Annotated in this window: 23 protein-coding genes; 3 read left to right on the plus strand and 20 right to left on the minus strand. The window is 69.9% G+C overall.

Translation table 11 applies throughout. From position 1 onward, the window contains the following. Positions 1-8: 8 nt before the first annotated feature. From ACS5PM_RS09765 to ACS5PM_RS09790, 6 genes are all read right to left on the minus strand, one after another. Positions 9-395: a c-type cytochrome gene (locus tag ACS5PM_RS09765; protein WP_439387417.1), complete on the minus strand. Its 387-nt coding sequence runs from the start codon at positions 393-395 to the stop codon at positions 9-11. Further along, on the minus strand, positions 380-1723 hold the full coding sequence (locus ACS5PM_RS09770; RefSeq protein WP_439387418.1) for a cytochrome c1 protein: 1344 nt from the start codon (positions 1721-1723) through the stop codon (positions 380-382). Before ACS5PM_RS09770 ends, ACS5PM_RS09765 begins: the two co-directional genes overlap by 16 nt. 10 nt (positions 1724-1733) lie before the next feature. Then, on the minus strand, positions 1734-2312 hold the full coding sequence (locus ACS5PM_RS09775) for a cytochrome b (RefSeq protein ID WP_439387419.1): 579 nt from the start codon (positions 2310-2312) through the stop codon (positions 1734-1736). Between the two features lie 101 nt (positions 2313-2413). After that, positions 2414-3793 (minus strand): sensor histidine kinase, encoded by a 1380-nt coding sequence (locus ACS5PM_RS09780; RefSeq protein ID WP_439387420.1) that lies wholly within the window; start codon positions 3791-3793, stop codon positions 2414-2416. Position 3794: 1 nt separating this feature from the next. After that, the gene (locus ACS5PM_RS09785; RefSeq protein ID WP_439387421.1) at positions 3795-4457 is read right to left on the minus strand and encodes a response regulator; all 663 of its coding nucleotides are present in this window, start codon (positions 4455-4457) and stop codon (positions 3795-3797) included. A gap of 16 nt (positions 4458-4473) precedes the next feature. Next, positions 4474-5169, minus strand: a complete 696-nt coding sequence (locus ACS5PM_RS09790; protein WP_439387422.1) for a hypothetical protein — start codon at positions 5167-5169, stop codon at positions 4474-4476. A 135-nt stretch (positions 5170-5304) separates the two neighbouring features. Between ACS5PM_RS09790 and ACS5PM_RS09795 the strand changes: the two genes are divergently transcribed. Further along, positions 5305-6933 carry a peptide chain release factor 3 gene (locus ACS5PM_RS09795; protein ID WP_439387423.1) on the plus strand — a complete coding sequence of 543 codons (1629 nt, stop codon included), beginning with the start codon at positions 5305-5307 and terminating at the stop codon, positions 6931-6933. Between the two features lie 3 nt (positions 6934-6936). On the opposite strand, the gene ACS5PM_RS09800 is transcribed toward ACS5PM_RS09795, so the two are convergent. The 14 genes from ACS5PM_RS09800 to ACS5PM_RS09865 all read right to left on the minus strand — a co-directional run bounded on the left by ACS5PM_RS09800 (position 6937) and on the right by ACS5PM_RS09865 (position 20832). Further along, positions 6937-9057, minus strand: a complete 2121-nt coding sequence (locus ACS5PM_RS09800; protein ID WP_439387424.1) for a fused MFS/spermidine synthase — start codon at positions 9055-9057, stop codon at positions 6937-6939. Positions 9058-9060: 3 nt separating this feature from the next. Then, entirely contained in the window at positions 9061-9405 is a 345-nt protein-coding gene (locus ACS5PM_RS09805) for a DUF192 domain-containing protein (RefSeq protein WP_439387425.1), read from the minus strand. Next, positions 9402-10268 carry a type II secretion system F family protein gene (locus tag ACS5PM_RS09810; protein ID WP_439387426.1) on the minus strand — a complete coding sequence of 289 codons (867 nt, stop codon included), beginning with the start codon at positions 10266-10268 and terminating at the stop codon, positions 9402-9404. Before ACS5PM_RS09810 ends, ACS5PM_RS09805 begins: the two co-directional genes overlap by 4 nt. A 16-nt stretch (positions 10269-10284) precedes the next feature. After that, positions 10285-11127, minus strand: a complete 843-nt coding sequence (locus ACS5PM_RS09815; protein ID WP_439387427.1) for a type II secretion system F family protein — start codon at positions 11125-11127, stop codon at positions 10285-10287. Beyond that, a complete protein-coding gene (locus ACS5PM_RS09820; RefSeq protein ID WP_439387428.1) occupies positions 11124-12842 on the minus strand; it encodes a TadA family conjugal transfer-associated ATPase in 1719 nt (572 codons plus the stop codon). The genes ACS5PM_RS09815 and ACS5PM_RS09820 overlap by 4 nt, the downstream gene beginning before the upstream one ends. Positions 12843-12858: 16 nt before the next feature. Beyond that, the gene (locus ACS5PM_RS09825; RefSeq protein ID WP_439387429.1) at positions 12859-14412 is read right to left on the minus strand and encodes a type II and III secretion system protein family protein; all 1554 of its coding nucleotides are present in this window, start codon (positions 14410-14412) and stop codon (positions 12859-12861) included. Between the two features lie 53 nt (positions 14413-14465). Continuing rightward, complete coding sequence (gene cpaB, locus ACS5PM_RS09830) at positions 14466-15416, minus strand: Flp pilus assembly protein CpaB (RefSeq protein WP_439387430.1); 951 nt, start codon at positions 15414-15416, stop codon at positions 14466-14468. Between the two features lie 31 nt (positions 15417-15447). Continuing rightward, on the minus strand, positions 15448-15648 hold the full coding sequence (locus tag ACS5PM_RS09835) for a hypothetical protein (protein WP_439387431.1): 201 nt from the start codon (positions 15646-15648) through the stop codon (positions 15448-15450). Beyond that, positions 15645-16382 (minus strand): hypothetical protein, encoded by a 738-nt coding sequence (locus tag ACS5PM_RS09840; protein ID WP_439387432.1) that lies wholly within the window; start codon positions 16380-16382, stop codon positions 15645-15647. Before ACS5PM_RS09840 ends, ACS5PM_RS09835 begins: the two co-directional genes overlap by 4 nt. After that, positions 16373-17152 (minus strand): hypothetical protein, encoded by a 780-nt coding sequence (locus ACS5PM_RS09845; RefSeq protein ID WP_439387433.1) that lies wholly within the window; start codon positions 17150-17152, stop codon positions 16373-16375. The genes ACS5PM_RS09840 and ACS5PM_RS09845 overlap by 10 nt, the downstream gene beginning before the upstream one ends. A gap of 11 nt (positions 17153-17163) precedes the next feature. Beyond that, entirely contained in the window at positions 17164-18054 is an 891-nt protein-coding gene (locus tag ACS5PM_RS09850) for a hypothetical protein (RefSeq protein ID WP_439387434.1), read from the minus strand. Next, the gene (locus ACS5PM_RS09855; protein ID WP_439387435.1) at positions 18054-19499 is read right to left on the minus strand and encodes a pilus assembly protein TadG-related protein; all 1446 of its coding nucleotides are present in this window, start codon (positions 19497-19499) and stop codon (positions 18054-18056) included. Before ACS5PM_RS09855 ends, ACS5PM_RS09850 begins: the two co-directional genes overlap by 1 nt. Positions 19500-19587: 88 nt before the next feature. After that, positions 19588-20472 (minus strand): OmpA family protein, encoded by an 885-nt coding sequence (locus ACS5PM_RS09860; RefSeq protein ID WP_439387436.1) that lies wholly within the window; start codon positions 20470-20472, stop codon positions 19588-19590. A gap of 75 nt (positions 20473-20547) precedes the next feature. Then, positions 20548-20832: a Flp family type IVb pilin gene (locus ACS5PM_RS09865; protein WP_439387437.1), complete on the minus strand. Its 285-nt coding sequence runs from the start codon at positions 20830-20832 to the stop codon at positions 20548-20550. A gap of 292 nt (positions 20833-21124) precedes the next feature. Here ACS5PM_RS09865 and lnt point away from each other — a divergent pair, with 292 nt between their 5' ends. After that, complete coding sequence (lnt, locus tag ACS5PM_RS09870; protein ID WP_439387438.1) at positions 21125-22762, plus strand: apolipoprotein N-acyltransferase; 1638 nt, start codon at positions 21125-21127, stop codon at positions 22760-22762. Continuing rightward, positions 22759-23478: a TadE/TadG family type IV pilus assembly protein gene (locus tag ACS5PM_RS09875; protein ID WP_439387439.1), complete on the plus strand. Its 720-nt coding sequence runs from the start codon at positions 22759-22761 to the stop codon at positions 23476-23478. Before lnt ends, ACS5PM_RS09875 begins: the two co-directional genes overlap by 4 nt. Positions 23479-23499 lie beyond the last annotated feature (21 nt).

A 23499-nucleotide genomic window follows, 5' to 3' on the forward strand; every position in this document is an offset into this window, starting at 1 on the left:
ACCGGCCGCTACTTCAGCGTCGCGAGGTAGGCCAGCAGGTCCGCCCGGGCCTTGGCATCGGCCAGGCCGTCGTACTTCATGCTTCCGCCCGGCACGGCGGCCTTCGGGTTGGTGACGTAGGCCTCGAGGGCCTCCACGGTCCAGGTCTTGCCGCTGGCCTTCATGGCGGCGGAATAGTTGAATCCCGCCAGGCTCCCCGCCGGCCGGCCCAGCGCCGCGAAGAGGCTGGGCCCCTTCTTGTGCTTGCCCTCCTTGACGCTGTGGCACTCGGAGCATTGCTCGGCGAACACGTCCTTGCCCAGCGCCGCGTCGCCGGCGGCGCGGGCCGGCGATGCAAGCCCGAAAGCGGGCAGGACCACCAGCGCGGCCCGCGCGAAGCTCAGAACGATGTCCATGCGAAGAGGAACAGCGTGTTGTTGTCCGAGGCGTTGCGGCCCGCCCCGTCGTAGTTGCGCCTGGCGCCGTTGTAGCGGCTGTAGGCGGTGTATTGCGCGCCCAGGCGGAGGTTGGCCCATGGCGCGGCCCACGAGTCCTCCTTGCCCCACGGGGTCCAGTCGAGCTGCAGCGTGTGGCCGCTGGTGTCGGGCTTGCCGCCCGCCATGCCGGCGTAGAGGGCTGCATCGGCATCGCCGGAGGTCCGGAAGTGGCCCAGCGTCGCGCCCCAGGTCTGGTTGAAGTGGTAGCTCGCATTGAGCTTGAGCTCGTGCAGCTGACCCGTCAGGTGGGTGGCCTCACCCGCCGCCAGGAGCTGGTCGCGGTGCTGGCGCTCGCGCACGTAGCTGCCCTGCAGCGTGAAGATGTGTTCGCGGTTGCCCAGGAACTGGTACTGGCCGTCGACGCCGACGTCCTGGTAGCGGTTGCTCGCGCTGCTCGTGCGGTCCGGCTGCAGGCCCGCGCTCAAGCCGAACAGGCCGACGGACCAGTTGTCACGCTTGCGATCGTTGAACCAGGCCAGGCGCCAGTAGGCCGAGCCTGGCAGGTGGCCGGGATCGTCTTCCCGCCCCAGGCCCATCTGGCTCTGGGTCCTCGGCGACAAGCTGCGATAACTGCCGAGTTCCGCATACCACTGGTTGTCGTAGAACGCGTAGGCCGACGCGCCCAGCACGTGCTGCTCCAGGCCGCCGTTCACCAGCGTGCCGGTCTCGGCACCGCTGAAGCCCAGGGCCGTCGAGGTGTAGGGGAAGCTCCACACCGGCATGCTGTTGAACGGGTCCTGCACGCCCGGGTTGTTGTTGACGGACACGCCGAGGGTCAGGTCCTTGCCGCCGAGGGTCATCGCGTGGGCGAACCGGAGGTCGGCCTGGTCGATGGCGGTCGTCTTGCCGACGCCGTCGTAGGTCACCTGCGTGAAGGTGCCCACCTCGCCGAAGATCTTGCCGGCCAGGAAGACCGAAGCCTCGTCCAGCGCGGCGTTGTTGTTGGTCTTGTAGCCGTCCGCAGGGGCCTCGTCCTGGGCCTTGGCGGTGCGGGTGAAGGAAGCCACGGCCATGCCGGACAAGGGCACGCTGGACGAGCCATTGCCCTCGGTGTAGCCGCCGAGCTTGAACCGGATGCCGAAGGGCGTGAGCTGCGGCCCGAAGCCGCCGATGTGGCAGGCCACGCAATCCTGGCCCGTCTGGCGGGCGAAGCTGGGCACCGCCTGGCTGGCACCGGGAGCGAGCAGGCCCAAGGCCAGCCCGAGCCAGGCGCCGCCGCGCAGGAGCGGCTTGACGAACGAGAACATGGAGAACCTTTCAGGACAAGGGAATGCGGGAGGGGCCGCGATGCCACATCGCGTCCAGCAGGCCGTCGCGGCGCACCCATTGGTGCCAGCCGGCGGCGGCCACGTGCAGGCCGATCAGGGCCGCCAGCAGCCAGGCGAGGCGGCCGTGCCACTCTTCGAGCGTGTCGGCCAGATCCGCATCCGCGGGCAGCAGCGCGGGCAGCGCGCCCAGGCCGGGCAGCGTCACGGCATGGCCGTGCGCGTTCGCCAGCGCCAGACCTAGCACGGGCAGGCTCAACAGCAGGACGTAGCTGAGGCCGTGCACCGCTGCCGAAGCCCAACCGACCGCGCGCGGCACCGGCTCCTGCCATTGCGCGAGCCCCAGGCGCAGCCGCACCCCTGCGCGAAGCAGCGTCGCCGCGCCGATCAGCAGGCCCAGCGGCTGGTGAAAGGCCAGCAGGGTGTGGCGCAGCGACGTGGATTCCGCGGCCATGCGCGCCAGCGCAAGGCCGAACTCGGCGAGGACCGCGGCGGCCACCGCCCAGTGCAGGGCTCGGATGGCCGTGGGATGAGCGCCTTGGCGCATCGGGACAGGGGTGGGTGGCGGCATGTCGGGGCGGACCGGTTCAGGGCAGGTGCCTGCAAGATAGAAGGCCGCAGCCTTCAAATCCCTGACGATCCGCCGACGCCCGCGGCGCGGGCATCCGGGCTTCAGGCTCGTGACGGAAACCGCACGATCACCCGCAGGCCGGCTCCGCCGGCGCCGTCTTCCAGCGTCAGCTGCGCGCCGTGGCGGCGCGCCACTTCGTCGACGATGGCCAGGCCGAGCCCGCTGCCGCCGGTGCGGCCGGGCAGCTGGTAGAAGCGCTCCAGCACGCGCTCGCGCTCGGCGGGCGGAATGCCGGGCCCGGTGTCCTCGACGCACAGCTGCGCGCCATCGCCCCACGGGCCGCAGCTCACCCGCACCGTGCCGCCGCGTGGCGTGTGCTGCAAGGCGTTGTGGATGATGTTGGCGAGCAACTCGCGCAGCAACCACGGCGAGGCGAGCACGCACACGGCATGCGCATCGAAGATCAGCTCGACGCCGGCCGCCACGGCACTGTCCAGCCAGTCGTCGGCGGCGGACTCCAGCAGCCCGGCCAGGTCCAGCTTCTGCAGCGCCTCCTGCTGAATGGCCTGCGGGCCGGAACGTGCCAGCGCGAGCATCTGGTGGGTGGAGCGGCCCAGCCGCTGCAGCGCGGCGCGGACCTGCTCCAGGCGGCTTTCCAGGTGAGGCGGAGCCGACTGCCGGGCCAGCTCGAGCTGGGTCTGGATGCCGGCCAGCGGCGTGCGCAACTGGTGGGCCGCGTCGGACAGGAAGGCCTGCTGCTGGGCCGAGGCGGCGCGGGCCCGGTCCAGCAGGTCGTTGATGGTCCCGGCGAAGGGGGCGAGCTCGCCGGGCAGGCCCTCGAACGACACCGGCCCGAGATCGCCCGCCTCGCGCGCGGCGATGCGCCGGCTTACCGCCTCCAGCGGGCGCATCGCGGTTCGCACGCCGAGCCACATGAGGCCGAGCGCCAAAGCCACGAGAACGACATTGGGCACCAGCGTGTCGAGCATCAGCCGCCGGGCCTGGCTCTCGCGCCGGTGCGTGGTCTCGCCGACCAGGATCTGCAGGCGACCCAGCAACGAGTCGTGCTGGTAGCTCACCACCCGCAGGGACTGCCCAGCCAGCGTGGCGTCGGCGAACACGGCCTCGTCCGGCGAGCCGCCTGTCACCGTGCCGGCCAGGGCCGCCTCGCCGCCCAGCGCGCGGCCATCGGGCCGCCGCACGAGATAGACCAGGCGGTCGCGCGGTTCGGCGCGCTGCATCGCCGCCAGGGTGCGGGTCAGGTGCCAGGCGAAGTCGTCGTTCAGGCCGTCGTCGGCGTCGAGGTCCAGCCGCGCCGCCAGGGCGATGGCGACCCGGGCCAGCGCCCGGTCCTGGTCTTCGCGAGCCCGCTGCAACGCCTGGACGTAGTCATAGGCACCACTGAGCACCAGCACGCCCAGCAGCGGCCAGGCGAGCAGGCGGGCCAAGCGCTGGCGCAGGCTGCTGCCGGCGGCTGTCACCTCAGACCTCCAGCCGGTAGCCGATGCCACGCACGGTGCGCAACTGCAGCGCCGCCTTGCTGAGCTTGGCGCGCAGCCTCGACACGTAGATCTCGACCGCGTTGTCGGTGACCTCCTTGTCCCAGCGGCTCAGGCTGTCGGCCAGCTTTCGCTTCGGCACGACCTTGGGCGCCTCCATGGCCAGCAGGCGCAGCAGGTGCCACTCGCGCCCGGTCAGCGCGGGCGGTGCGTCGTCGAGCAGCACCTCGTGCGTCGCGAGGTTGAGCTGCAGCGGGCCGATGACCAGCCGCGACGTGGCTGCCGACCGGCTGCGTCGCAGCAGCGCATGCACCCGGGCCAGCAACTCGGGCAGCTGGAAAGGCTTGGTGAGGTAGTCGTCCGCGCCGTCGTGCAGGCCGGCCACCCGGTCATGCAGGCCGTCGCGGGCGGTCAGGATGAGGATGGGCAGCACCGCGCCAGCCTCGCGCAGCTTGCGCACGAGCACCAGGCCGTCGACGTCCGGCAACCCGAGGTCGAGGATGAGCAGGTCGTGCAGGCCGTCGGCCACCACGTCCGCCACCTGGCGGCCCTGCGCCAGCCGGTCGACCTCGTAGTCGGCTCGCCGCAGCGCGTCACGCACGCCGGCAGCGATCAACTCGTCGTCCTCGACCAGCAGGATGCGCATGCTGCCTTCGCCCCGGCTATTCGCCCACGAGTTGCACCGCGTCGACCTCCTTGTAGCCGGAGGACACGGCATTGGCGAAGGTGAGCTTGACCGCCTTGATCTTGTTCGCGGTCGCGGGAAAGCTCTTGACGAACCAGCTGCGCTGGCCGCGCTTGTCGGGCTCCATGTCGCTCACGCCGCTCCAGACCGCCTGGGCCGTGCCGCCTTCGTCGATGAGCTCGACCTTGGCGATCGAGCGCACGGCATCGCCGCTGGTCAGCACGGCGCGCACTTGCGTGGCATGGACCGGCTGGGCGTAGCTCAGCTCGATCCAGTCCATGCCGATGTCCTGGTGGAGCTGCATCCACTGCTTGCCGTCAGGCGAACCGGTCGCGTTCCAGGCGCGCGAGGCCTGCGGGTTCTCCTTGGCCTTCTCCGGCGTCTCGTTGAAGGCGGAGCTGGCGCGCGCGCCGGAGGCCCACTGCGCCTTGGGGTCGTTGATGTAGCCGTCTTCCATCGTCGCGTAGTCGAGCTTGGCCTTCGCCTCGGCAGCGCGGCGCTGCTCCTGGGTGGGCTCGGCCGGCGGCTGGGGAGCCGGCGTGGCGGCCGGTGTCGGCGCGGGCTGCGCCTGGCTGGTGGCGGCGGAGTGCTCGGCTTCGGCCGGCTTCTTCTTGCAGCCGGCCAGGGCCAAGGTGCAGGCGACGGCGATGAGGGTCCAGGGCAGGACTCGCATGGGTGAGGATCTCCCGAAAAGGCTTGTGGATGGTTGGATGGAACGCGGCCGAGGATATCGATGGCGCACGCTCCTCCTCACCCCGGCCTAGGGGTTGCAGGCCCAGCCGATAATGGCGCCCCGACTCCCGACACCATGGCCTCCGACCTCACGCCCCACGTCCGCCGCCGGCGCACCTTCGCCATCATTTCCCACCCCGACGCGGGCAAGACCACGCTCACCGAGAAGCTGCTGCTGTTCTCGGGCGCGATCCAGATCGCCGGCTCGGTGAAGGCCCGCAAGGCGAGTCGCCACGCCACGTCCGACTGGATGGAGATCGAGAAGCAGCGTGGCATCTCGGTCGCCTCCTCGGTGATGCAGATGGAATATCGCGACTGCACCATCAACCTGCTCGACACCCCCGGCCACCAGGACTTCTCGGAAGACACCTACCGCGTGCTCACCGCGGTGGACGCGGCACTCATGGTGATTGACGCGGCCAACGGCGTGGAGCCGCAGACGCGGCGCCTGCTGCAAGTCTGCCGGGCCCGCAACACGCCCATCCTGACCTTCGTCAACAAGATGGACCGCGAGGTGCAGGAGCCGCTGGCGCTGATGGACGAGATCGAGCGCGAGCTGGGCATGACGGTGGTGCCCTTCACCTGGCCGGTGGGCATGGCCAAGTTCTTCGGCGGCGTGCTGGACCTGCGCAAGGACCAGATGCGCGTCTTCACCCCGGGCGAAGACCGGGTCGCGGGCACCGAGGAGATCATCGACGGCATCGGCAACCCCTTGCTGAACGATCGTTTCGGCGACGTCTACCAGCAGGCAGCCGGCGAGATCGAGCTGGTGCGCGAAGCCGCGCCGGCCTTCGACGAGGCCGAGTTCCTCGCCGGCCGCCAGACGCCGATGTTCTTCGGCTCGGCGGTGAACAACTTTGGCGTGCAGGAAGTGCTCGATGCCCTCGTCGACCTGGCGCCGCCGCCAGGCACCCGCAGCGCCATCCAGCGCAGCGTCGAGCCCGACGAGCCGAAGTTCACGGGCGTGGTCTTCAAGATCCAGGCCAACATGGACCCGGCCCACCGCGACCGCATCGCCTTCGTCCGAGTGGCTTCGGGCAAGTTCGAACGCGGCATGCGAATGAAGGTGGTGCGCTCGGGCAAGGAGCTGCGGCCCAACACGGTCGTGACCTTCATGAGCCAGAAGCGCGAGCTGCTGGACGAGGCCTTCGCCGGCGACATCATCGGCATCCCCAACCACGGCGTGCTGCAGCTGGGCGACACGCTGACCGAAGGCGAGGCCCTGCAGTTCACCGGCCTGCCCTTCTTCGCGCCGGAGCTGTTCCGCTCGGTGGAGGTGGCCGATCCGCTGAAGACCAAGCAGCTCAAGGCCGGCCTGACCCAGCTCGGCGAGGAGGGCGCCATCCAGGTCTTCCGCCCGGTGATGGGCACCGTGCTGCTGCTGGGCGCGGTGGGCCAGCTGCAGTTCGAGGTCGTCGCGCACCGGCTCGAACACGAATACGGCGTGAAGGCCCGCGTGACGCCGGCCCGCTACAACGTGGCCCGATGGGTCACCTGCGACGCGGCCGACGGCGGCGACCAGGAGCTCAAGCGCTTCATCGACGGCAACAGCCATCGCATCGCCTACGACGCGGTGAATGCGCCCACGCTGTTGCTGGAGTACGCGGCCGAATTGCGCGCCATCGAAGCCAACTGGCCGAAGATCAAGTTCCACGCGCTGCGCGAGCACGCCGGCCTGGTCTTCCAGAAGCGGCTGGAAGGTTGATCCTCAGTACAGGATCTTGAAAAGGTTGTTGGACGCGTCGGTCCACAGCGTCAGGCCCGGGATGGGCGTGATCGGCCGGCGCCGCGCCTGCACCTCGGGGTCGTTGAGGAAGACCGGATCGTCGGTCACGATGACCCAGACCGAGGTCTTCTCAGGGTAGTCCACGGTGGATCGCAGGTACACCGCCTGCAGGCCGGCGTCGGCCGCCAGCTGCTCCACCACCGGCTCCAGGTTGAGGAAGAGATTCGAGACGTGGAAGGCGATCAGGCCGTGCGGCTTGATGTGCTGCCGGTAGACGGACAGGGCCTCCTGCGTGATGAGGTGCACCGGGATCGAGTCGCCCGAGAAGGCATCGACGACCAGGAGGTCGAAACGGTTGGGTTGACCGCGTGCGCTTTCGCCTTGCAGGCTCAGGCGCGCATCGCCCAGCATCACCTGGTGGCGTGCCGCTGACTCTCGCAGGTAGCTGAAATCGCGCTCGGCGACGAGCTGGCTGTGCGGGTTGATCTCGTAGAAGCGGAAGTCGTCGCCGGCGCGGCCGTAGGCGGCCAGCGTGCCTATGCCCAGACCGATCACGCCGACCGACTTGGGGGCGCCCTCGAAGCGCTTCATCGCCAGCGCGACGCCACTGCCGGCGCCGTAGTAGGTGGTCGGCATCAGCCGCCGCGCTGCGTCGGGGCTCCGTATCTGCGTGCCGTGGACGATGGAGCCGTTGTAGAGCGTGCGCACCGTGTCGCCCCGGTCGTTGGCGTACTCGGCCACCCGTGACGCGGCGTAGAAGTTGCGCATCATCACGAGGTTGTCCTGCGCCTGGCGGTGCAGGTGGATCCAGCCCATGAACACTGTCAGGCCGGTGGCCATCACCGCCAGCGAGAGCACGCCGTATGCGGCGATGTGGGCCGTGAAATAGCCTCGCAGCAGCCACAGCATCGCCAGCGCCGTGGCGATCAGCAGCAGGGGCAGCTCGTGGTAGCTGTCGAACACCGCCGGCGCGATCGCACTGACGAACAGGCCACCGGCCGCCCCGCCGCCGCTCAAGGCCAGGTAGAAGCGCGTGAGGTGCCGGGCCGCCGGCTTGCGCATCGCGAGTTCGCCGTGCAGGAACATGCAGCAGACGAAGAAGGCCGCCGCGAACGCAGGCACCGCGATGGCGATCTTCACCTCGCGCGAATGGACGTTCATGCCCCACGCCAGCACCACCAGCGCCAGGATCAGCGGGCCGGTGAAAACGCTGCGCCGGTACCAGCCCCGCCCCTCGAAGCACAGCACGAAGCTCAGCAGGTACAGCGACAGCGGCAGCAGCCACAGCAGCGGCACCGCGGCCACGTTCTGCGTGAGGTGGTTGCTGATGGCCAGCAGCAGCGCGGAGCCGAGGCCGGAGAGCAGCCACCACGAGGCCTGCTCGCTGCGCGCCGGCAGCGGCGCTTGATCTTCGTTCCCTGCGGATGCCACCAAGGGCGAGGCCACCCCCCGGCTCACCCACGCGCAGCCGGCGCACAACGCGGCGAACACGACGAAGCCTGCGCTCCACCATCGCGATTGCTGCAGGCTGCTTGAATACGGTTCGATCAGGAAGGGATAGGCCAGCAGCCCGGCCAGCGAGGCCAGGTTCGACAGCGCGAAGAGCCGGTAGACGCGCCCCTGCGGTACCAGCCGCGCGTACCAGGCCTGCAGCAGCGGCCCGGTCGTCGACAGGCAGAAGTACGGCAGGCCCACTGTCGCGGCCAGCAGCACCAGCAGGTCGCGAAGGGGCGCGTGCTCCGGGTCCGGCTTCAGCGCCTCGCCGGCCACGATGGGCAGCGTGAGCACGGCCAGCGCCAGCAGCGCGACATGCAGCCGCGCATGCTGCCTGGGTGCAAGCTTTCGCGTCGCCACGTCGGAGTAGGCGTAGCCGGCCAGCAGCACGATCTGGAAGAACATCAGGCAGGTCGTCCACACGCTGGACGCGCCGCCGAACCATGGCATCACCTGCTTGGCGATGATGGGCTGGACGAGGAACAGCAGAAAGGCCGAGCTGAAGATGCAGGCGATGAAGAGCGCACGGACCGCCGGGCTCGCCGTCGTGCCTCGCGGTGCCACGCCCTCGGCCACGCCACCCCAGCCCGATGTGCGCGTGCCGCCCATGCTTCAGGCCCCCAGGGCGACCGTCCGCCCGGGGGCGAGGTGCAAGTGCTCGGCGAGCCCGGCGCGCAGCTCCAGCGTTGCATGGGCCTGGCGACAGGACGCAGCGCGCCACGGGGCCAGCTGCGGCACGACGCGTGCCACCGTGCCGTCGCGGCGCAGGAAGACGACGTCGATGGGGTAGCGCATGCCGAGCGTGTGAACCGCGTTGCAGGGCGCGATCCACAGGCCGCAGGGGTCGTCCAGCGTGGCGGTGGCCAGCAGCCCCACCGCCCGCGACCACCAGCGCAGGGCCTGCCGGATGCGGCAGGCGCTGCGCTGGCCGTCGATGTGCAGGTGCAGCGCCTTCATATGCCTGAGGTCAGGAACTTCACCACGATCGGGAAGCCGATCACGATGAAGGTGCAGGGGAAGATGAACATGATCAGCGGCCCCAGCATCTTCACCGGCGCCTCCATGGCCAGCTTCTCGGCGCGCTGGAATCTCTCGGTGCGGCGCTGGTCGCTCTGCGCGCGCAGGATGGGGCCGAGGCTGGAGCCCATGAGCTCGCCCTGCACCAGCGCGCTGACCAGGCTGGAGATGGGCGCGTAGTCCATGCGCTCGGCCAGGTCTCGCAGGGCCTCGATGCGGGGCTTGCCGGCCCGCACGTCGCGCAGCACGCGGTTGATCTCGACCATCAGCGGGCCGGCCTTGCACTTGTCGACCGCCTTCTGCAGCGCGCCGGTGAGGTTCAGGCCGGCCTCGATCGAGAGCGTGACGATGTCGAGGAAGAAGGGCATGGCCTTCAGGATCGCCAGGTTGCGCCTCTTGGTGTGGTCGCTCAGCCAGATGTCGGGGTAGACGAAGCCGAAGACGCCGCCCAGGGCCACGCCCAGCAGGGCCCCGCCTTCGCCGGACAAGGTGAAGCCGACCAGCGCGCCCAGCACCGCGCCGACGATCTTGCCGCCGAAGAACTGCTGGGGCGTCAAGGCGTACTCCTGCCCGGCCTTGCGCAGCCGCGCCATCAGCGCCGCCTCGCGCTCGCCGCGCAGCAGGAAGCCGAAGGTGTTGGCGAAGATGTTCACCGCCGGCCACAGCCAGCGAAAGCCCGAGGGCGGGCGGTCGCGGTAGATCGTCTCCGCGCTGCCCAGCTCGACCACCAGCCGCCACACGGCGAAGGCGGCCACCGACAGCGCCACGCCGGCAAGCAGGGCCACGAGCAGGGTGTCGTTCACTTCAGGCTCCGGAGGGTCAGACGTCGATGGTGACGATCTTCTTGATGAAGAAGCCGCCCATCGCCAGCAGCACGAAGACGGCGGCGATCACGCCCCAGCCGTAGAGCGTGGTGAACAGCGGCATCATCGCCGCCGGCTCCATCACGTAGAGGATGCCGGCCAGGAAGATGGGCAGCGCACCGACGATCAGCCCCTGCAGCTTGCCTTGCGAGGTGAGCGCGCGGATCTTGCCTTCCATCACCGCCTTGGCGCGCAGGGTCGTGGCGAGGCGGTCGAGGATCTCGGACAAGTTGCCGCCGACCTCCTTGGCGATGCTCATGGCCGAGACGAAGAGGTCTATGTCCTCCACCTTCAGCCGCTGCGCCATGCCACGCAGCGAGTCCTCGAGCGCCAGGCCCAGGCGCTGCTCGCGCAGCAGGATGGAGAACTCCTGCGAGACCGGCGCGGGCGTCTCCTTCACCACCATGTCGAGTGCCTGCTGCAGGCTGGCGCCGGCGCGCAATGAACCGGCCATCATGGTGAGCGCATCCGGCAGCTGCAGCACCAGCTTGCGCTGGCGGCGGTTGCGCATCACCACCCACGCCAATCGCGGGAAGATCGCGCCGGCCAGCGCCGCCAGCACCGCGAACACGATCACGCCGGTGGCCAGCCACACGAGCAGCGGCAGCAGCAGGAAGATCGCCACGTTGGCGCGGAACAGCGCCCGCGGGTCGATGAACAGGAACATGTCCTCCATCGACACGCGGGCGTTCTCGGTGAACATCTCGCGCCAGCGGCCGAAGGCGGCTCGCAGGGTCCACAGCGCCGCCAGCATGGCGCCGAAGACCATCAGCGCGATGAGCGAGAGTTCGAGGATCACGACCGCCGCTCCCGCGCCTCGGCGGTGGGCTGCATGCCGTCGTTGAAGATGTTCAGGTCCAGCGGCACGCCGATTCTTGCCAGCTCGTCGTAGAACTCCGGCACGAAGCCGCGGCCGGTGAAGTAGCCCTGGGTCTTGCCGCGCGCATCGATGCCCGTCTGCACGAAGGCGAACACCTCCTGCAGCTGGATCTTGCCGCTCTCCACGCCGGTCACCTCGACGATGCTGGTTATCTTGCGCGTGCCGCAGGCGAAGCGGGTCTGCTGCACGATGATGTCGACGGCCGAGGCGACCTGCTCGCGGATCGCCGTCACCGGCAGGTCCATGCCGGCCATCAGCACCATCACCTCGAGCCGCGCCAGCATGTCGCGCGGGCTGTTCGCGTGGGCGGTCGTCAGCGAGCCGTCGTGGCCGGTGTTCATGGCCTGCAGCATGTCGAGCGCCTCGCCGCCCCGGCATTCCCCGACCACCACCCGGTCCGGCCGCATGCGCAACGAGTTCTTCACCAGCTCGCGGATGGAGATCTGGCCCTTGCCCTCGATGTTGGCCGGCCGCGCCTCCAGCGAGACGATGTTGGCGTGGTGCAGCTGCAGCTCGGCCGCGTCCTCGATGGTGACGATGCGCTCGCCGTGGGGGATGAAGTTGGACAGGATGTTCAGCAGCGTGGTCTTGCCGGAGCCCGTGCCGCCCGAGATGAGCATGTTCTTGCGCTTCTCGACGCACACCTGCAGGAACTCGATCATCGCCGGGCTGGCCGAGGCGAACTTCAGCAGGTCGGTCGAATCGAGCTTGCGCTTGCTGAACTTGCGGATGGTGATCGACGGGCCCTTCAAGGCGAGCGGCGGGATCACGGCGTTGACGCGCGAACCGTCCTTCAGCCGCGCGTCGACCATCGGCGAGCTCTCGTCGATGCGACGGCCTATGGGCGCCACGATGCGCTCGATGATGCCCTGCACCGCGCGGTCGCTGGTGAAGACCGCCGGCCAGCGCTGCAACTGGCCCGAACGTTCCACGAAGACCTCGTCATGCCGGTTGACCATGATCTCGGTGATGCTCGGGTCGGCCAGCAACGGCTCCAGCGGGCCCAGGCCGATCGCCTCATCTCGCACTTCCTCGAGCAGTTGCTGGCGGTCCAGGTCGGGCGGCAGCTCGTCGGCCAGGCGCTGGATGAGATCGCGGATCAGCCTCTCGGTGAGCTCGCGCAGGTCGACGTCGGCCATGCGGTGCGTGTCGGTGCGGCGCACGTCGAAGGCCTCGAGCAGGCGGTCGTGCAGCAGCTTGCGGACGCGGTAGTGCTCTTCGCTGGCTGCCGGCGGTGCCGCCGGTGCCGCGGGTGCCGGCGCTTCGGGTGCTGCGGGCGGCGTGGCTGCCGGTGTGCGCGCAAGCGCCTCGCCTTCGCCGGCCTGTGAATCGCTGCCAGGCCGGTGCCAGTGCACCTTCAGCGAATGCGAGCCGATGCGGATCTCGTCGCCCTCGCCCAGCGGATGCGCCTGTTCCAACTTGCGGTCGTTGACCAGCGTGCCGAAGGTCGAATCGAGGTCGCGCACGAAGACCTTGTCGTTGGAGACGAAGACTTCGGCGTGGCGCCGGCTCACCCGCCAACCCGGCAGCGGGACCTCGCAGTCGGCATCCTTGCCGATCACGCAACGTGGCGCATGCACCTTCACCGGCTTGCCCTGCTGGCCAGGACTGGCGGCGACTTCGATGGTCAGCATGGGAGGGGCTCCTGGTTCAACGGCTGCCGCGCGAGGTGCCGCCGGCCGGCTCGGCGGGCGGCTCGGACGGCGCGGGGGCGGCCTTCGCCGGCTCGAGCCGGCCGCGGGTGTTCTCTTCGGTCTCGGCGGCCATCTCGGCTGCCCGCTCGATGCCGGCGCGGTTCGCAGCCGCCTGGGGCGTGATCACGCGCGGCGTGGCGATGACGAACAGCTCGGTCTGCTCGGTGCGGGCCTCGCGCGCGCCGAACAGCAGGCTCATGAACGGCAGCTTGCCCAGGCCCGGGATGGCATCCGTGGACTTGTCGGACTTCTGCCGCAGCAGGCCCGAGATGACCAGCGGCTCGCCCTGCTTGAGCGCGACCTGCGTCTCGGTGCGGTTGGTGGCGAAGGCGATGAAGCCGCCGTTGGCATTGCGCGTGTCGGGCTCGCTGACCTCGATCAGCAGGTGCGAATCGATGTTGCCCTGCGCATCGGCGACCGGCTTGAACTCGATCATCACGCCGTACTTCTTGTACTCCACCGACACCACGCCGAAGCCCTGGCCGACGGGGATCGGGATCTCGCCACCGGCGAGGAACTCGGACGTTCCACCGCTGCGGCACGACAGCCTGGGCTCGGCCAGCGTCCACGCATCGCCGTTCTGCTCGAGGAAGTTCAGCGCCGAGGTGATCTGCGTCGCCAGGCCGAGGTAGGTGGCGATCGGGTGGGCGATGTTGACCGGCGGCATGCCGACGTTGTCCGCCGGCCGCCACGGGGTGTTGCTGTAGCCGAGCGCATTGGTGGCGAACGCCGGCCCATTGGCGTTGGGAGCCCACTTGATGCCGAGCTGGTCGAGCGCACGCTTCTTCACCTCGACGACCCGCAGGTCGATCTGCACCATGCGCTCGAGCTGCAGCGGGTCGGCGTCGGCAGCCGCCTCGGGCACCAGGTTGAGCACCTGCGGGAAGTTGGTCGCGAGCAGCTTCAGCCGCGCCGCGGCTTCGGCGTTCGGATAGCGGCCTTCCATCACCACGCGCTCGCCGACGAGGCGGGCGCTGATGCCCGGCGTCTCCTTCAGCAGGGCCTGCAGGTCCTCCAGCACGCGGCTGGTGCGCACGGCCTGCACCTGCAGCTCGTAGCTGATCTGGCGGCCGTTGCGCAGCCACACGTGCATGATCGTTTGCCCCGCCGCCTCGGCCAGCAGCACGATCTCGCGGTCGTCGACGACGGTCGCCTTGACCAGCGCCCCGTTGCCGATGGCGATGCGCGCCACGCCGGGCAGGCCTATGGTGGCGACCTCGCCGACCGCCATGGTTCGCTTCGGCCCGCTCTCGACCATGACCGGCATGGGCGGAGGCTTGGGCCCGCGAGGGGTGGCCTGCGCGGGCGCGCCCGGCCTGGTGGCCTCGATGACCGTGCCGGCGGCCGCTGGTGGGTTCACGAGGCCTCGGCCGGCACCTGGATCGACCACGGGCGGGGTCGCGGGCGGCGGATTGGTGGACGCGCCCTGCGCGAACAACGCGGCCGAAGCGGCCAGGCCCAGGGCGGCGAGGCCGGCGCGGCCGGCCAAAGGGGCAAACGACAAGGACACGAGACTTCCTTCCCTCTTCGAATGTCTTGTTCTGCGTTCAAGCGGCCAGCCCTTCAGCGCGCCGCGGCGGCCGCCGGGGCGGCCGCGGCGACGACGCCACCTCCGCCGCCACCGGATCCACCCCCGGCCGCCAGGCGGCCGAGCTGCCACTGGACCTCCGCCATGCCGCCGCGGCCGTTGCCGCCGACGATGTACTCGACCGAAGGCCCACTGGTCTCGCGCGCCGTGCCGCGGCCGGACAAATTCGCCGCCGTCAGTGCACGTGTCGTGTTGGCGTTCTCGTCCTCCGGGTGGCGAAGAACGGCCGTCAGCCGCCCCGACTCCTTGGCCACGATGATGCGATCGGCGTCGAGCGGCGAGACCTCCAGCGTGATGGTGGAGAACGAGCGTTCCTTGCCGGTCTCCAGGTCGCGCTTGGTCACGCTCTGGTCGGTCGCCAGCACGGTCACGTTGGACATCAGCGGCGCTGTCACGTCCACGTCGCTGCCGGCCGGCCCGCCGCTGATGCCGCGGGCGGTGTAGATGAGGTCGATGCGGTCGCCGGGCCGCAGCATGCCGGAGATGGAGTTGACGGCATCGACCTCGAAGGTCAGTGCGCGCCAGCCCTTCTTCAGCGTGGCCGAGAAGACCTGGTTGCCGTTGCCCTCGGAATGCACCGGCAGCAGGATCTCGCCGCGCTTGAGCGGCACCGCCAGGCGCTGGCGCTCGATGGACCCAAAGTCCCCGGGCCGCACGGCCGTCTCGTGCACGAACTCGCGCGGCACCTGCCGCACGGCCATCGCGTCGGCGGTGATCGGGTCGCCGCGCGCCATGTCGCGCTTGGCCACGACGACCGGCACCGTCTGCTGTCCCCGGCGCGCCTCCTCCTCCAGCTGGTTCATGCGGCGCTGGATGAGCTGGTTGCTCAGCACCACCGCGCCGACGCCGAGCGCCAGGGCGACGCCGAGCAAGAGCCAGTTGGTGTTGATCTTGGAGATCTTGGGTTTGGGCAGGGCGATGGCCATGACAGCGTCCGTACAGCGCGAGGTGGGAAGGTCAGGGAAGCGAAATGAAGTAGCTCAGGTTGCGGAAGAAGGCGCGGATCATGTCGGCCAGGTATTGCGCCGCCGTGCGGCCGCCGAACTCGACCGTGAACATGGCCGCCGCCAGCACCGAGGCGATGACGATGTACTCGACCAGGGCCTGGCCGCGGGACGCGGCACGGCGCGCCAGCACGTGACGCCGCGATGCCTTCATGGCGCGCTCCCTTCGGCCGGGCCGAGCAGGTTGGCGGTGATGTACGAGCGCCGGTCGGCGGGCCGCCAGGCCAGCGCCAGGTCGATCGACTGCGGCGGCTTGGCAAAGCTCGCGAGCCAGGTGCGCACGCCATCGCTGCCCACCGCCGGCTGCTGCTCGAAGGCGAGCTGCCAGCCGCGGCGCTGCCACTCGCCGCGCCAGCGGGCGACGTTCACGTCGAAGCTTTCGGTGCTGACCATGCTGACGAGCTGGCTGCGCTGCGGCCCGTCGGTCGATTCGGTGACCTGCGCCACCCGCGTGTCGCCGAAGCGTGGCAACGTTGTCGGGACCGGGTCGCGCCGGGCTTCGCGGAAAGCCGCCACGCTGATCAGGCCCTCGGTGCCGGACGGGCTGCGGGGCTTGACCTGCACCGCGATCTGGTAGCCGCCGGGCATCAGGGTGGACAAGGCGCGCCAGTCGCCCGATTGCGTCTCTCGCGGCGCACCGGCAGCGGCGCCGCCCCAGCGCTGGCGGTAGAAGGCCAGCACCTCGTTCGGCGTGAGCTCGGTCTCGAAGCGCTCGATGCGCGTGGGCAGGCCGTTGACCACCGCGTCGCGCGCCACCCATTCGACGAGCTCGGCCCGCGGCGGCGGTGGCACCTCGGGCCAGGCCGGTGCCGCGGCCGCCAGCGTGGCGCCGAGGGCTGCGCCAGCCGCCAGGCCGGCACGCACCGCGGGATGCGTGGCTACTTGCATTGGCTGTTGTCGGCCGCGCCGTCCAACCGGTTGGTGGCCACCACGTCGGGCTTGATGCAGCCGATCTTCGGTCCCTCGGGTTCGAACAGGCCCATCGCCTTCTCGAGGAAGCCGGTGAGCGCGCCGGGGATGTGCGAGGTGGGCACGATCGTCGCGGCGGCGTCGCGCGTGCCTTGCGAGCCCGAGCTGCCCAGGCCGTTGCCCGCGGCCGCGGTGGCGGCGGCGATCACGATGGGCTTGGGGCTCGCGTTGATCTGGTCCAGCTTGTTGGCCAGCGTGACCTCGACCCTGGCCACCTGGCCACCGGGATAGCTCTTGCCGGCCGACTTGGTCATCACGCCCATGGCCTTTTCGACGCCGCCGCTGCCGAGGCCGGTGTCCCCCCATTGCAGCGTGATCTTGTCCGGCCGGCTCAGCAACGGGTTGCCGGACAGGTCCTGCCACAGCTCGGCCTGCCCCTTGTCCGTCGTGAGGCCCGCCACGCTGTCGTCGCTCTGGATGCGGCCGTTGTGCAGGTAGTCGCCGGCGAGGAAGAAGCGGGTGCGCATCTGGTCCTCGATGGTCGAGCCGGCGAGGCGGCCTTCGGACGGCTCCATCGCGCGGCCCAGGGCCGCATAACGGCTGGCCTGGGTGGTCGTCTGCTGCAGGTCGCCGTACTTGCCGGCATAGGCGATGGCGAAGAACAGCGGCGTCAGGACCGCCAGGCCCACGAGGAACTCGGCGATGGACTGGCCGCGCTGGATGCGCAGGCACGGCGGATGCAAAGCCATCGAACCTCTCCTCACGGTTTCAGCGGCGTCTTCGCCGGCTGGTTCAGGAACGCCTCGGCCCCGGCGCGCGTGAAACGATCGGGCGCGATCGGCTTGCCGTCCGAGAACTCGGCCAGTTGCTGGTTGAAGTGGCCGCGCGTCTCACCGAAGATCTCGCTGATGTCGTTGCCGGCGAGCGATTCGTCCGAGCCGCTGGACTTGAGCACCACCTGCCGCACGTGGCCGCGCCAGAAGTACTCGGGCTGGCGTGCATAGAGGCAGAAGTCGAGTGTCTTGGTGTCGTGGCCGGGTGACTTCAGGCCGGCCGTGCGCATCATCGCGGCGGTCGCATCGGCGAACCAGACGCAAGGCGTCCCTTCGCCGGCGTTCTCGGTGGGCAGACCTTGCGTGGGCAGGGCCTTGGGCTTCTTGCGGCAGTTGCCGCCGGGGCCACTGCTCACCTCGGCCTTGGGCGGCTTGGGATCCTCGGGGTCGGCCATCTCCTGGGTCGTGGGCATCACCGCGCTGTAGCGGCTCTCGCAGGTCTGCTCTATCCGCACGCCGCGCGAGGTGAACAGCGCGAGCCGGCAGTCGCTGCTGGCCGGATCGGCCAGCACGCTGCGCTGGGTACCGTACTGGGCCCAGCGGCCGCCCTCGAAGAACTCCTCCTCCTCGGCCGTCACCAGCTTGGCCAGGTAGTCGTCCGGCGGCAGGACCTTGGGCGCGTTCAACGGCAGCTTCTTGGCCGTGCGGCAGGCCTCGATGCTGGCCCCGATGTTCAGCTTCAGGCCCGCCACGTTGCCATGGCCGACGCGGCGCAGGTGCAGCGGATTGCTGCTGTCCTTCACCTCCTGCGCAAGAACAGGCGACCAGGCCAGCACGGCGGCCAGAGCAAGCAGAGAAGGGAACGACGACACGGGCATCAGCGCTGGCCTCCAGGGGTGTACAGGGCCTTGTCGGGCACCATGCCCATCGAAGTCATCAGGCCGATCTTTTCGGCGGGCGTCAGGTCCGCCAGGCGGGCCTGCCAGTAAGGGCTGAACAGCGAGCCGTACTCCTTGGCGGAGTCGTCGCGCCACAGGCCGCGGGCGGTGAAGTCGTTGGCGAGGCCGCGCTGCGGCCGCTCGAAGAACACCCGGGCCTTGCCTATCGCGGTGTACTGGTCGGCCTCCAGCCGCTCGGCCATGTCGGCCCCGCCGGTGTTGGCGCCGACGTCCAGGCCGATGCCCATCTGGTGGGTGGTCAGCGTGGCGGTGCGCACGCGGCGGGTGGCGACGATGAAGTCGATGCCCAGCGCCGGGCGCGCCTTGGCGGACTTGTCCTTGATGTCGTAGACATTGGGCACGCCGCTCCAGCCGCTGTGGCTCTCGGCCTGCTCGTAGGCGAACTTCTGTGCCGCGCGGTTCGGCTCCCAGACGTCGCCGTTGCCGCCGTTCTTGTCGGCGTTGCTGCGGCCCCAGCCGATGGGCTGGTACTCCTTGCACATGCCGGACTTGCAGGGCACCTTCTCCCAGACTTCCAGCGTGTCCTGCGTCTCCCAGCGGTCGAAGCCCTTGAGCTGCGAGCCGCCGCGCTTCTCGGTGCCCACGAGGCCCAGGTTGAGGTTGGTCCACCAGGCGCCCGGGCGGTCGGCGGAGAAACGGTCGCGCGAGTTCAGCAGGATCTCCTTCGCGTCGGTGCGCTTGTTGCCGGTGTAGCTGGTGGTGAAGGCCAGCCAGTCCTTCTCGTTCAGCCCGAAGGTGGCGGCGCGCACGCCGGGCCGCTTGTCGATCTCGACGCCTATGTCCTCGTGCGTGCCCCACTGCGTGCGGTTGGCCTCGACGATCTTGCTCGCCGCATCCTCGGCCAGCAGGCCGCCGGCCTTGATGACCACCGTGTGCGCCGCGTAGATCGCCTTCTTCTCGAGCTCGATCGCCTTGATGATGAGGTTGTTGGCCTTGGCCAGGCCGTCGTGGATCTTGTCCGCCACGTCGCCCATCTTGTCGAGGAACTGGCCGATCGCCTCGACCGGCGGCACGAACACGCCGATCAGCTCGGCCAGGGTGCCGAAGTTGTCCGCCGTGGTGCCGAAGTACTGCAGCCAGCTCTCGATGCTGAGCATCTGGATCAGGAAGGCCTCGTTGGCCATCATCGCGCGGTTGTTGTAGGCGGCGAGGTTGAGCACGCGCGCCTGCACCGTGGCACCGGCCAGCGCACCGGCATCGGCCGCGTTCACGGTGCGCTGCTTGGCGACCGTGATCTGCGCGGTGTTGAAGACGCCGTAGAGGATGGCCGCGCAGGCGACCAGGGTGCCCAGCAGCCAGATCAGGGCCTGGCCGCGGGCGTGTCGCGCGGCGGCGATCGCCGTTCTTGCACTCCAGCTCGTCACTTGTCGACTCCCCTGCCTGCCCGCCATGGAACGGCGGGCCTGCACCGCGTTTTCGTTCGATGCCGGGAAGGCTCTTGCCTGGCCTTCCTCAGCCGAGCTTGACCAGCTCGACCCGCCGGTTCTTCGCTCTCCCGGGTTCCGTGCCGTTGTCCGCCACCGGTTGCGTCTGGCCGCGGCCGACGGCGCTGAGCCTCCTGGCATCGATGCCCTGGGCCACGACGGCCTTCATCACCGCCTCGGCCCGCGCCTGCGACAGCTTCAGGTTGTCCGGCGCCTGGCCGACGTTGTCGGTGTGGCCCTCGATCGAGAGCTTCCAGTCGGGCGCCGCCTTCATCAGGCCGGCGATCTGCTGCACCGCCGACACGCCATCGGCTTTCAGGTCGGCCTTGCCCGTGTCGAACAGGATGTACAGCGGCGCGCGGCCGAAGTTGGCCAGGCGTGTCGCGAGCTCGTCCTGCTTCGCCGGCGCGCGCGTGTCGGCGCTCGGAAACAGCATCAGCCAGTGGGTCATGCCGCCGTCCTGGATCCACAGGCCGAAGCTGACCTCGCCCTCGGGCGTGGGCCGGCTGTAAAGGACCATGCGCGCGTTGACGTCCGTCCACGCGCCCGGGTCGAAGCCGGTGTTCAAACGCTTGCCGCCGGCCTGCGCAACCTTGGTGTCGTAGTGCTTGAGCAGGTCGACGATGCGCTTGTGTTCGGTGGCGCTGTCACCGGGGTCGCCCGGCAGCCGCATGTCGAACAGCCGCGTGCCCTGGAAGGCCTGAACCTGCGTCGCGCCCGAGGGCAGCGCGCCGGCGGCGCGGTAGGTCTTGTTGGCCGTGTTGGCCGGATCCTGCTCCTGGTTCAGGACGGCGCCCGGGTAGGCCAGGTCGGCCAGCGCGGGCGGCAGTGCCGCGGGCTTGGCCACGGACCAGGCCAGCGCCGGCCATCCGGCCAGCAACCCCAGGCGGACGAGGGCTCGCCGCGTGAACATCTGAGAAAACTCCCTTGCTGCGCCAGGCGGCGGGCCGCCGAAGAGGCGGCGCCGCGCCTGCAGCGCACCCTTGCGTTACTGCTTCTTCGCGTCGTTCGTGAAATTGTCGAGACCGGCGGCCTGGTTCGAGATCGAGGTCGCACCCTTGCCGGCGTCGGTGCCGGCCTTGTTGGTATCGCGTGCTTCCTTGTCCGCGCCGCCGACCGCGGCGGCAATCGCTGCCGACTGGTTGCGCACCGTCTTGCCGAAGTAGCTGTAGACGCCGATCGCCGCGACGGCGATCAGGGCCACGATGATGATGTACTCGGTCATTCCCTGGCCGCGGGCATGCCGCAGCGACGAGGTGTCGAACAGCTTCATGGAAGGAACTCCTCACTAGCGTGGTTGATGCGGGCCGTTGCCCCATCTGCAGGCACAGCGGCTCGAGGTGCCGGCCCTGGGTGGGAACCGGGGTGGCGACCCGTCCGTCCGGGTTCGCCGTGGGCACCTTATTTCAGCCGTCCGACCCAAGACATCCCCCTAACACCTTCGATAGTGCAACGCGACGTAAAACGTTTTATGGAGTGATGCACGTCACGCTTTGCGCTTGATTTGTCACGCCAGCGACCTGAGACTCGCGCGCCACGACGCAGATGGCTCCAGGGAGGAACAGGTGCACGCAACGCTGGCCAACGAGGCTGCGACAGGCGGCGCGGAGGCGATCCGCTCATCGCCCGGTCGCTGGCTGGACAGCGTGGCGCTGTGGCTGCTGGCGCTCGCCGCCGGGTGCGGCGGCCTGATCGGCCTGGCGGCGGCGTGGCCGCGGCTGTGGCCGGCGGCCTTGGCAGCCCTCGTGGCCTGGGGCTGGCTGGTGGTGATGACCGCGCGGCGCTCCGCGGTCCTGGGGACGGTGGCGCTGGCCGTCGGCTGGGCGGCCTGGCATTTCACCGGCCAGGGCTGGGTGGCGCTCGCGGTGCGCGAGAGCGAGCCTCTCGCGTGGCAGCTGCTCGTCGTGCTCGTGATGGTCACCGTGCAGCTGCTGCCGCTGCTGGCCGCCTGGTGGCTCCTCGCGCCGCTCGGCGGCAGCCACCGCCGGCGAGCCAGCGTGCTGGCATCGCGCTGGGCATTGGCCGTCGCCGCCGCGGAGTCGCTGCGCCAGTTCGGCTGGTGGGGCAGTGGCTATGCCAGCCTGGGCGTGGTCTTCGTCGAGTTGCCCGGCGCTCGGGCCCTCGTGCCATCGGTGGGCGGCGCGGGATTCGGCATGTTGCTGCTGGCCTGGTCGGCCCTCGCCGCGCTTGCGGTGTGGCAGCAGGCCAGCGGCGCATGGCGTGCCGCGTGGCGCACAGCCGTGCCGGCGCTGCTGCTGGCCGCCGCGTGCGCGGCTTGGCCGGAGCCGCCGATGGCCGAAGTGGCCGGATCGCTCGGCGTGGCGGCGGTCCAGCCTCCCGCCGAGCGCGGCAAGCGCTGGACGAGAAGCTTCCGCGACGAGGCGCTGCAGCAGCTCGAGGCCGCCATCGATGCCTCGCCCGCCGGCACCCTGCTGGTCACCGCGGAGACCTTCTTCCCCGAGCCGCCGCCACGAAACGGTGATGACAACCGCTGGGGCGACCTGCTGCGCCGCGCCCGCCAGCGCGGCGTCCACCTGCTCGTCGGCATGCCGCACCTCGTGCGAGACCAGGAAGGCGTGCACCTGGCCAACGCGGTGGTGCAGCTCTCTCCCGAGCGCCAGTCGCTGTACGCGAAGGAGCGGCTGGTCCCGGGGGGCGAGTACCTGCCGTGGGCGCAGACCCTGGGCCCCGTCTACGCGCGCCTGTTCGAGCGGGTGCGCGAGGGGCAGCGCAGCGGGCCGCCGGAGCTGACCGCCCCCCTTTTCGTGGCGGGCACGACGGTCGGCGTGTCCATCTGCCACGAGCTCGCTTTCGCTCTGACGCAGGCCGAGAGGGCGCAAGGTGCCGGCTGGCTGGCCAACATCGCCGACGACGCGTGGATCGACAGCGCCCTGTATCGCCGGCAGATGCTCGGCCTGGCCCGGCTGCGCGCCCTCGAGGCGGGCAAGCCGCTGCTGCGCGTGAGCCAGGGCGGCCCCACGGTCCTCGTGGGGCCGGATGGCCGCGTGCAGGCCCAGGCCGCGAACCAGGAGCGAGCGGAGCGCCTCGCCGTGACCCTGACGCCGCGCGACGGCACGACCGCGTACCAGCGCCACGCCGAGGCGCTGGCCGTCGCGCCGCTGCTGCTGGGCGCGCTGCTGGCGCTGATCGCCTGGTGGCCGCGCCCTGTCCAAACGCCCCACGGAGGATCGATCCCGCCATGAAGCGAATCCAACGCCTGCGTCAGCGCGGCATCACGCTGGTCGAGTTCGTCATCGTCTTCCCCCTGGCCACGCTGTTCGTGCTCGGCCTGATCCAGACCGGCCTGGTCTACATGGCCAAGCTCACGCTGAACCACGCCGCCTTCATGGCGGCCCGCGTGGGCGCCACGCACAACGCCAGCAAGGATGTGATGCGCGAAGCGGTGATCCGCGGCCTGTCACCCTTCTACCAGGACAGCACCGACGGCAACGACCTGAGCCGGCTGGCCAAGGCCTATCTCAAGGCCAAGCTCGACAACGTCCCGCTGGCCCGGCCCTGGGCGGCCGAGGTCGAGGTCCTCAATCCCTCGCCCGATGCCTTCACCGACTTCGGCGTGCGCGATCCGAAGGCCCGCGTGACCTACATCCCGAACGACAACCTGGAGTGGCGCTCGCTCGACGTCGGCACGCGTTCGAAGATGAACATCCGGGACGCCAACCTGCTGAAGGTGCGCGTGACCTACGGCTACGAGTTGAAGGTGCCGCTGATCTCGGGCGTGCTGTCGCGCGTGATGTGCGGCGGCTCGGTCGGTGTCGACGCCTACGGTGACGTGAAGATCTGGCAGACGGTCTTCGGGCCGGTGTCGCAGGAATGCCTGAAGTACTACCTGCACGGCCGCATCCCCATCGAGAGCTTCGCCATCGTGCAGATGCAGACGCGGGCCGAGAAGTCGTCGTGAACAACCGAAGAGTGGAGGATC

The organism is Ideonella flava, assembly GCF_051857595.1.
In the GTDB taxonomy this organism is placed as follows: Bacteria; Pseudomonadota; Gammaproteobacteria; order Burkholderiales; family Burkholderiaceae_C; genus Ideonella.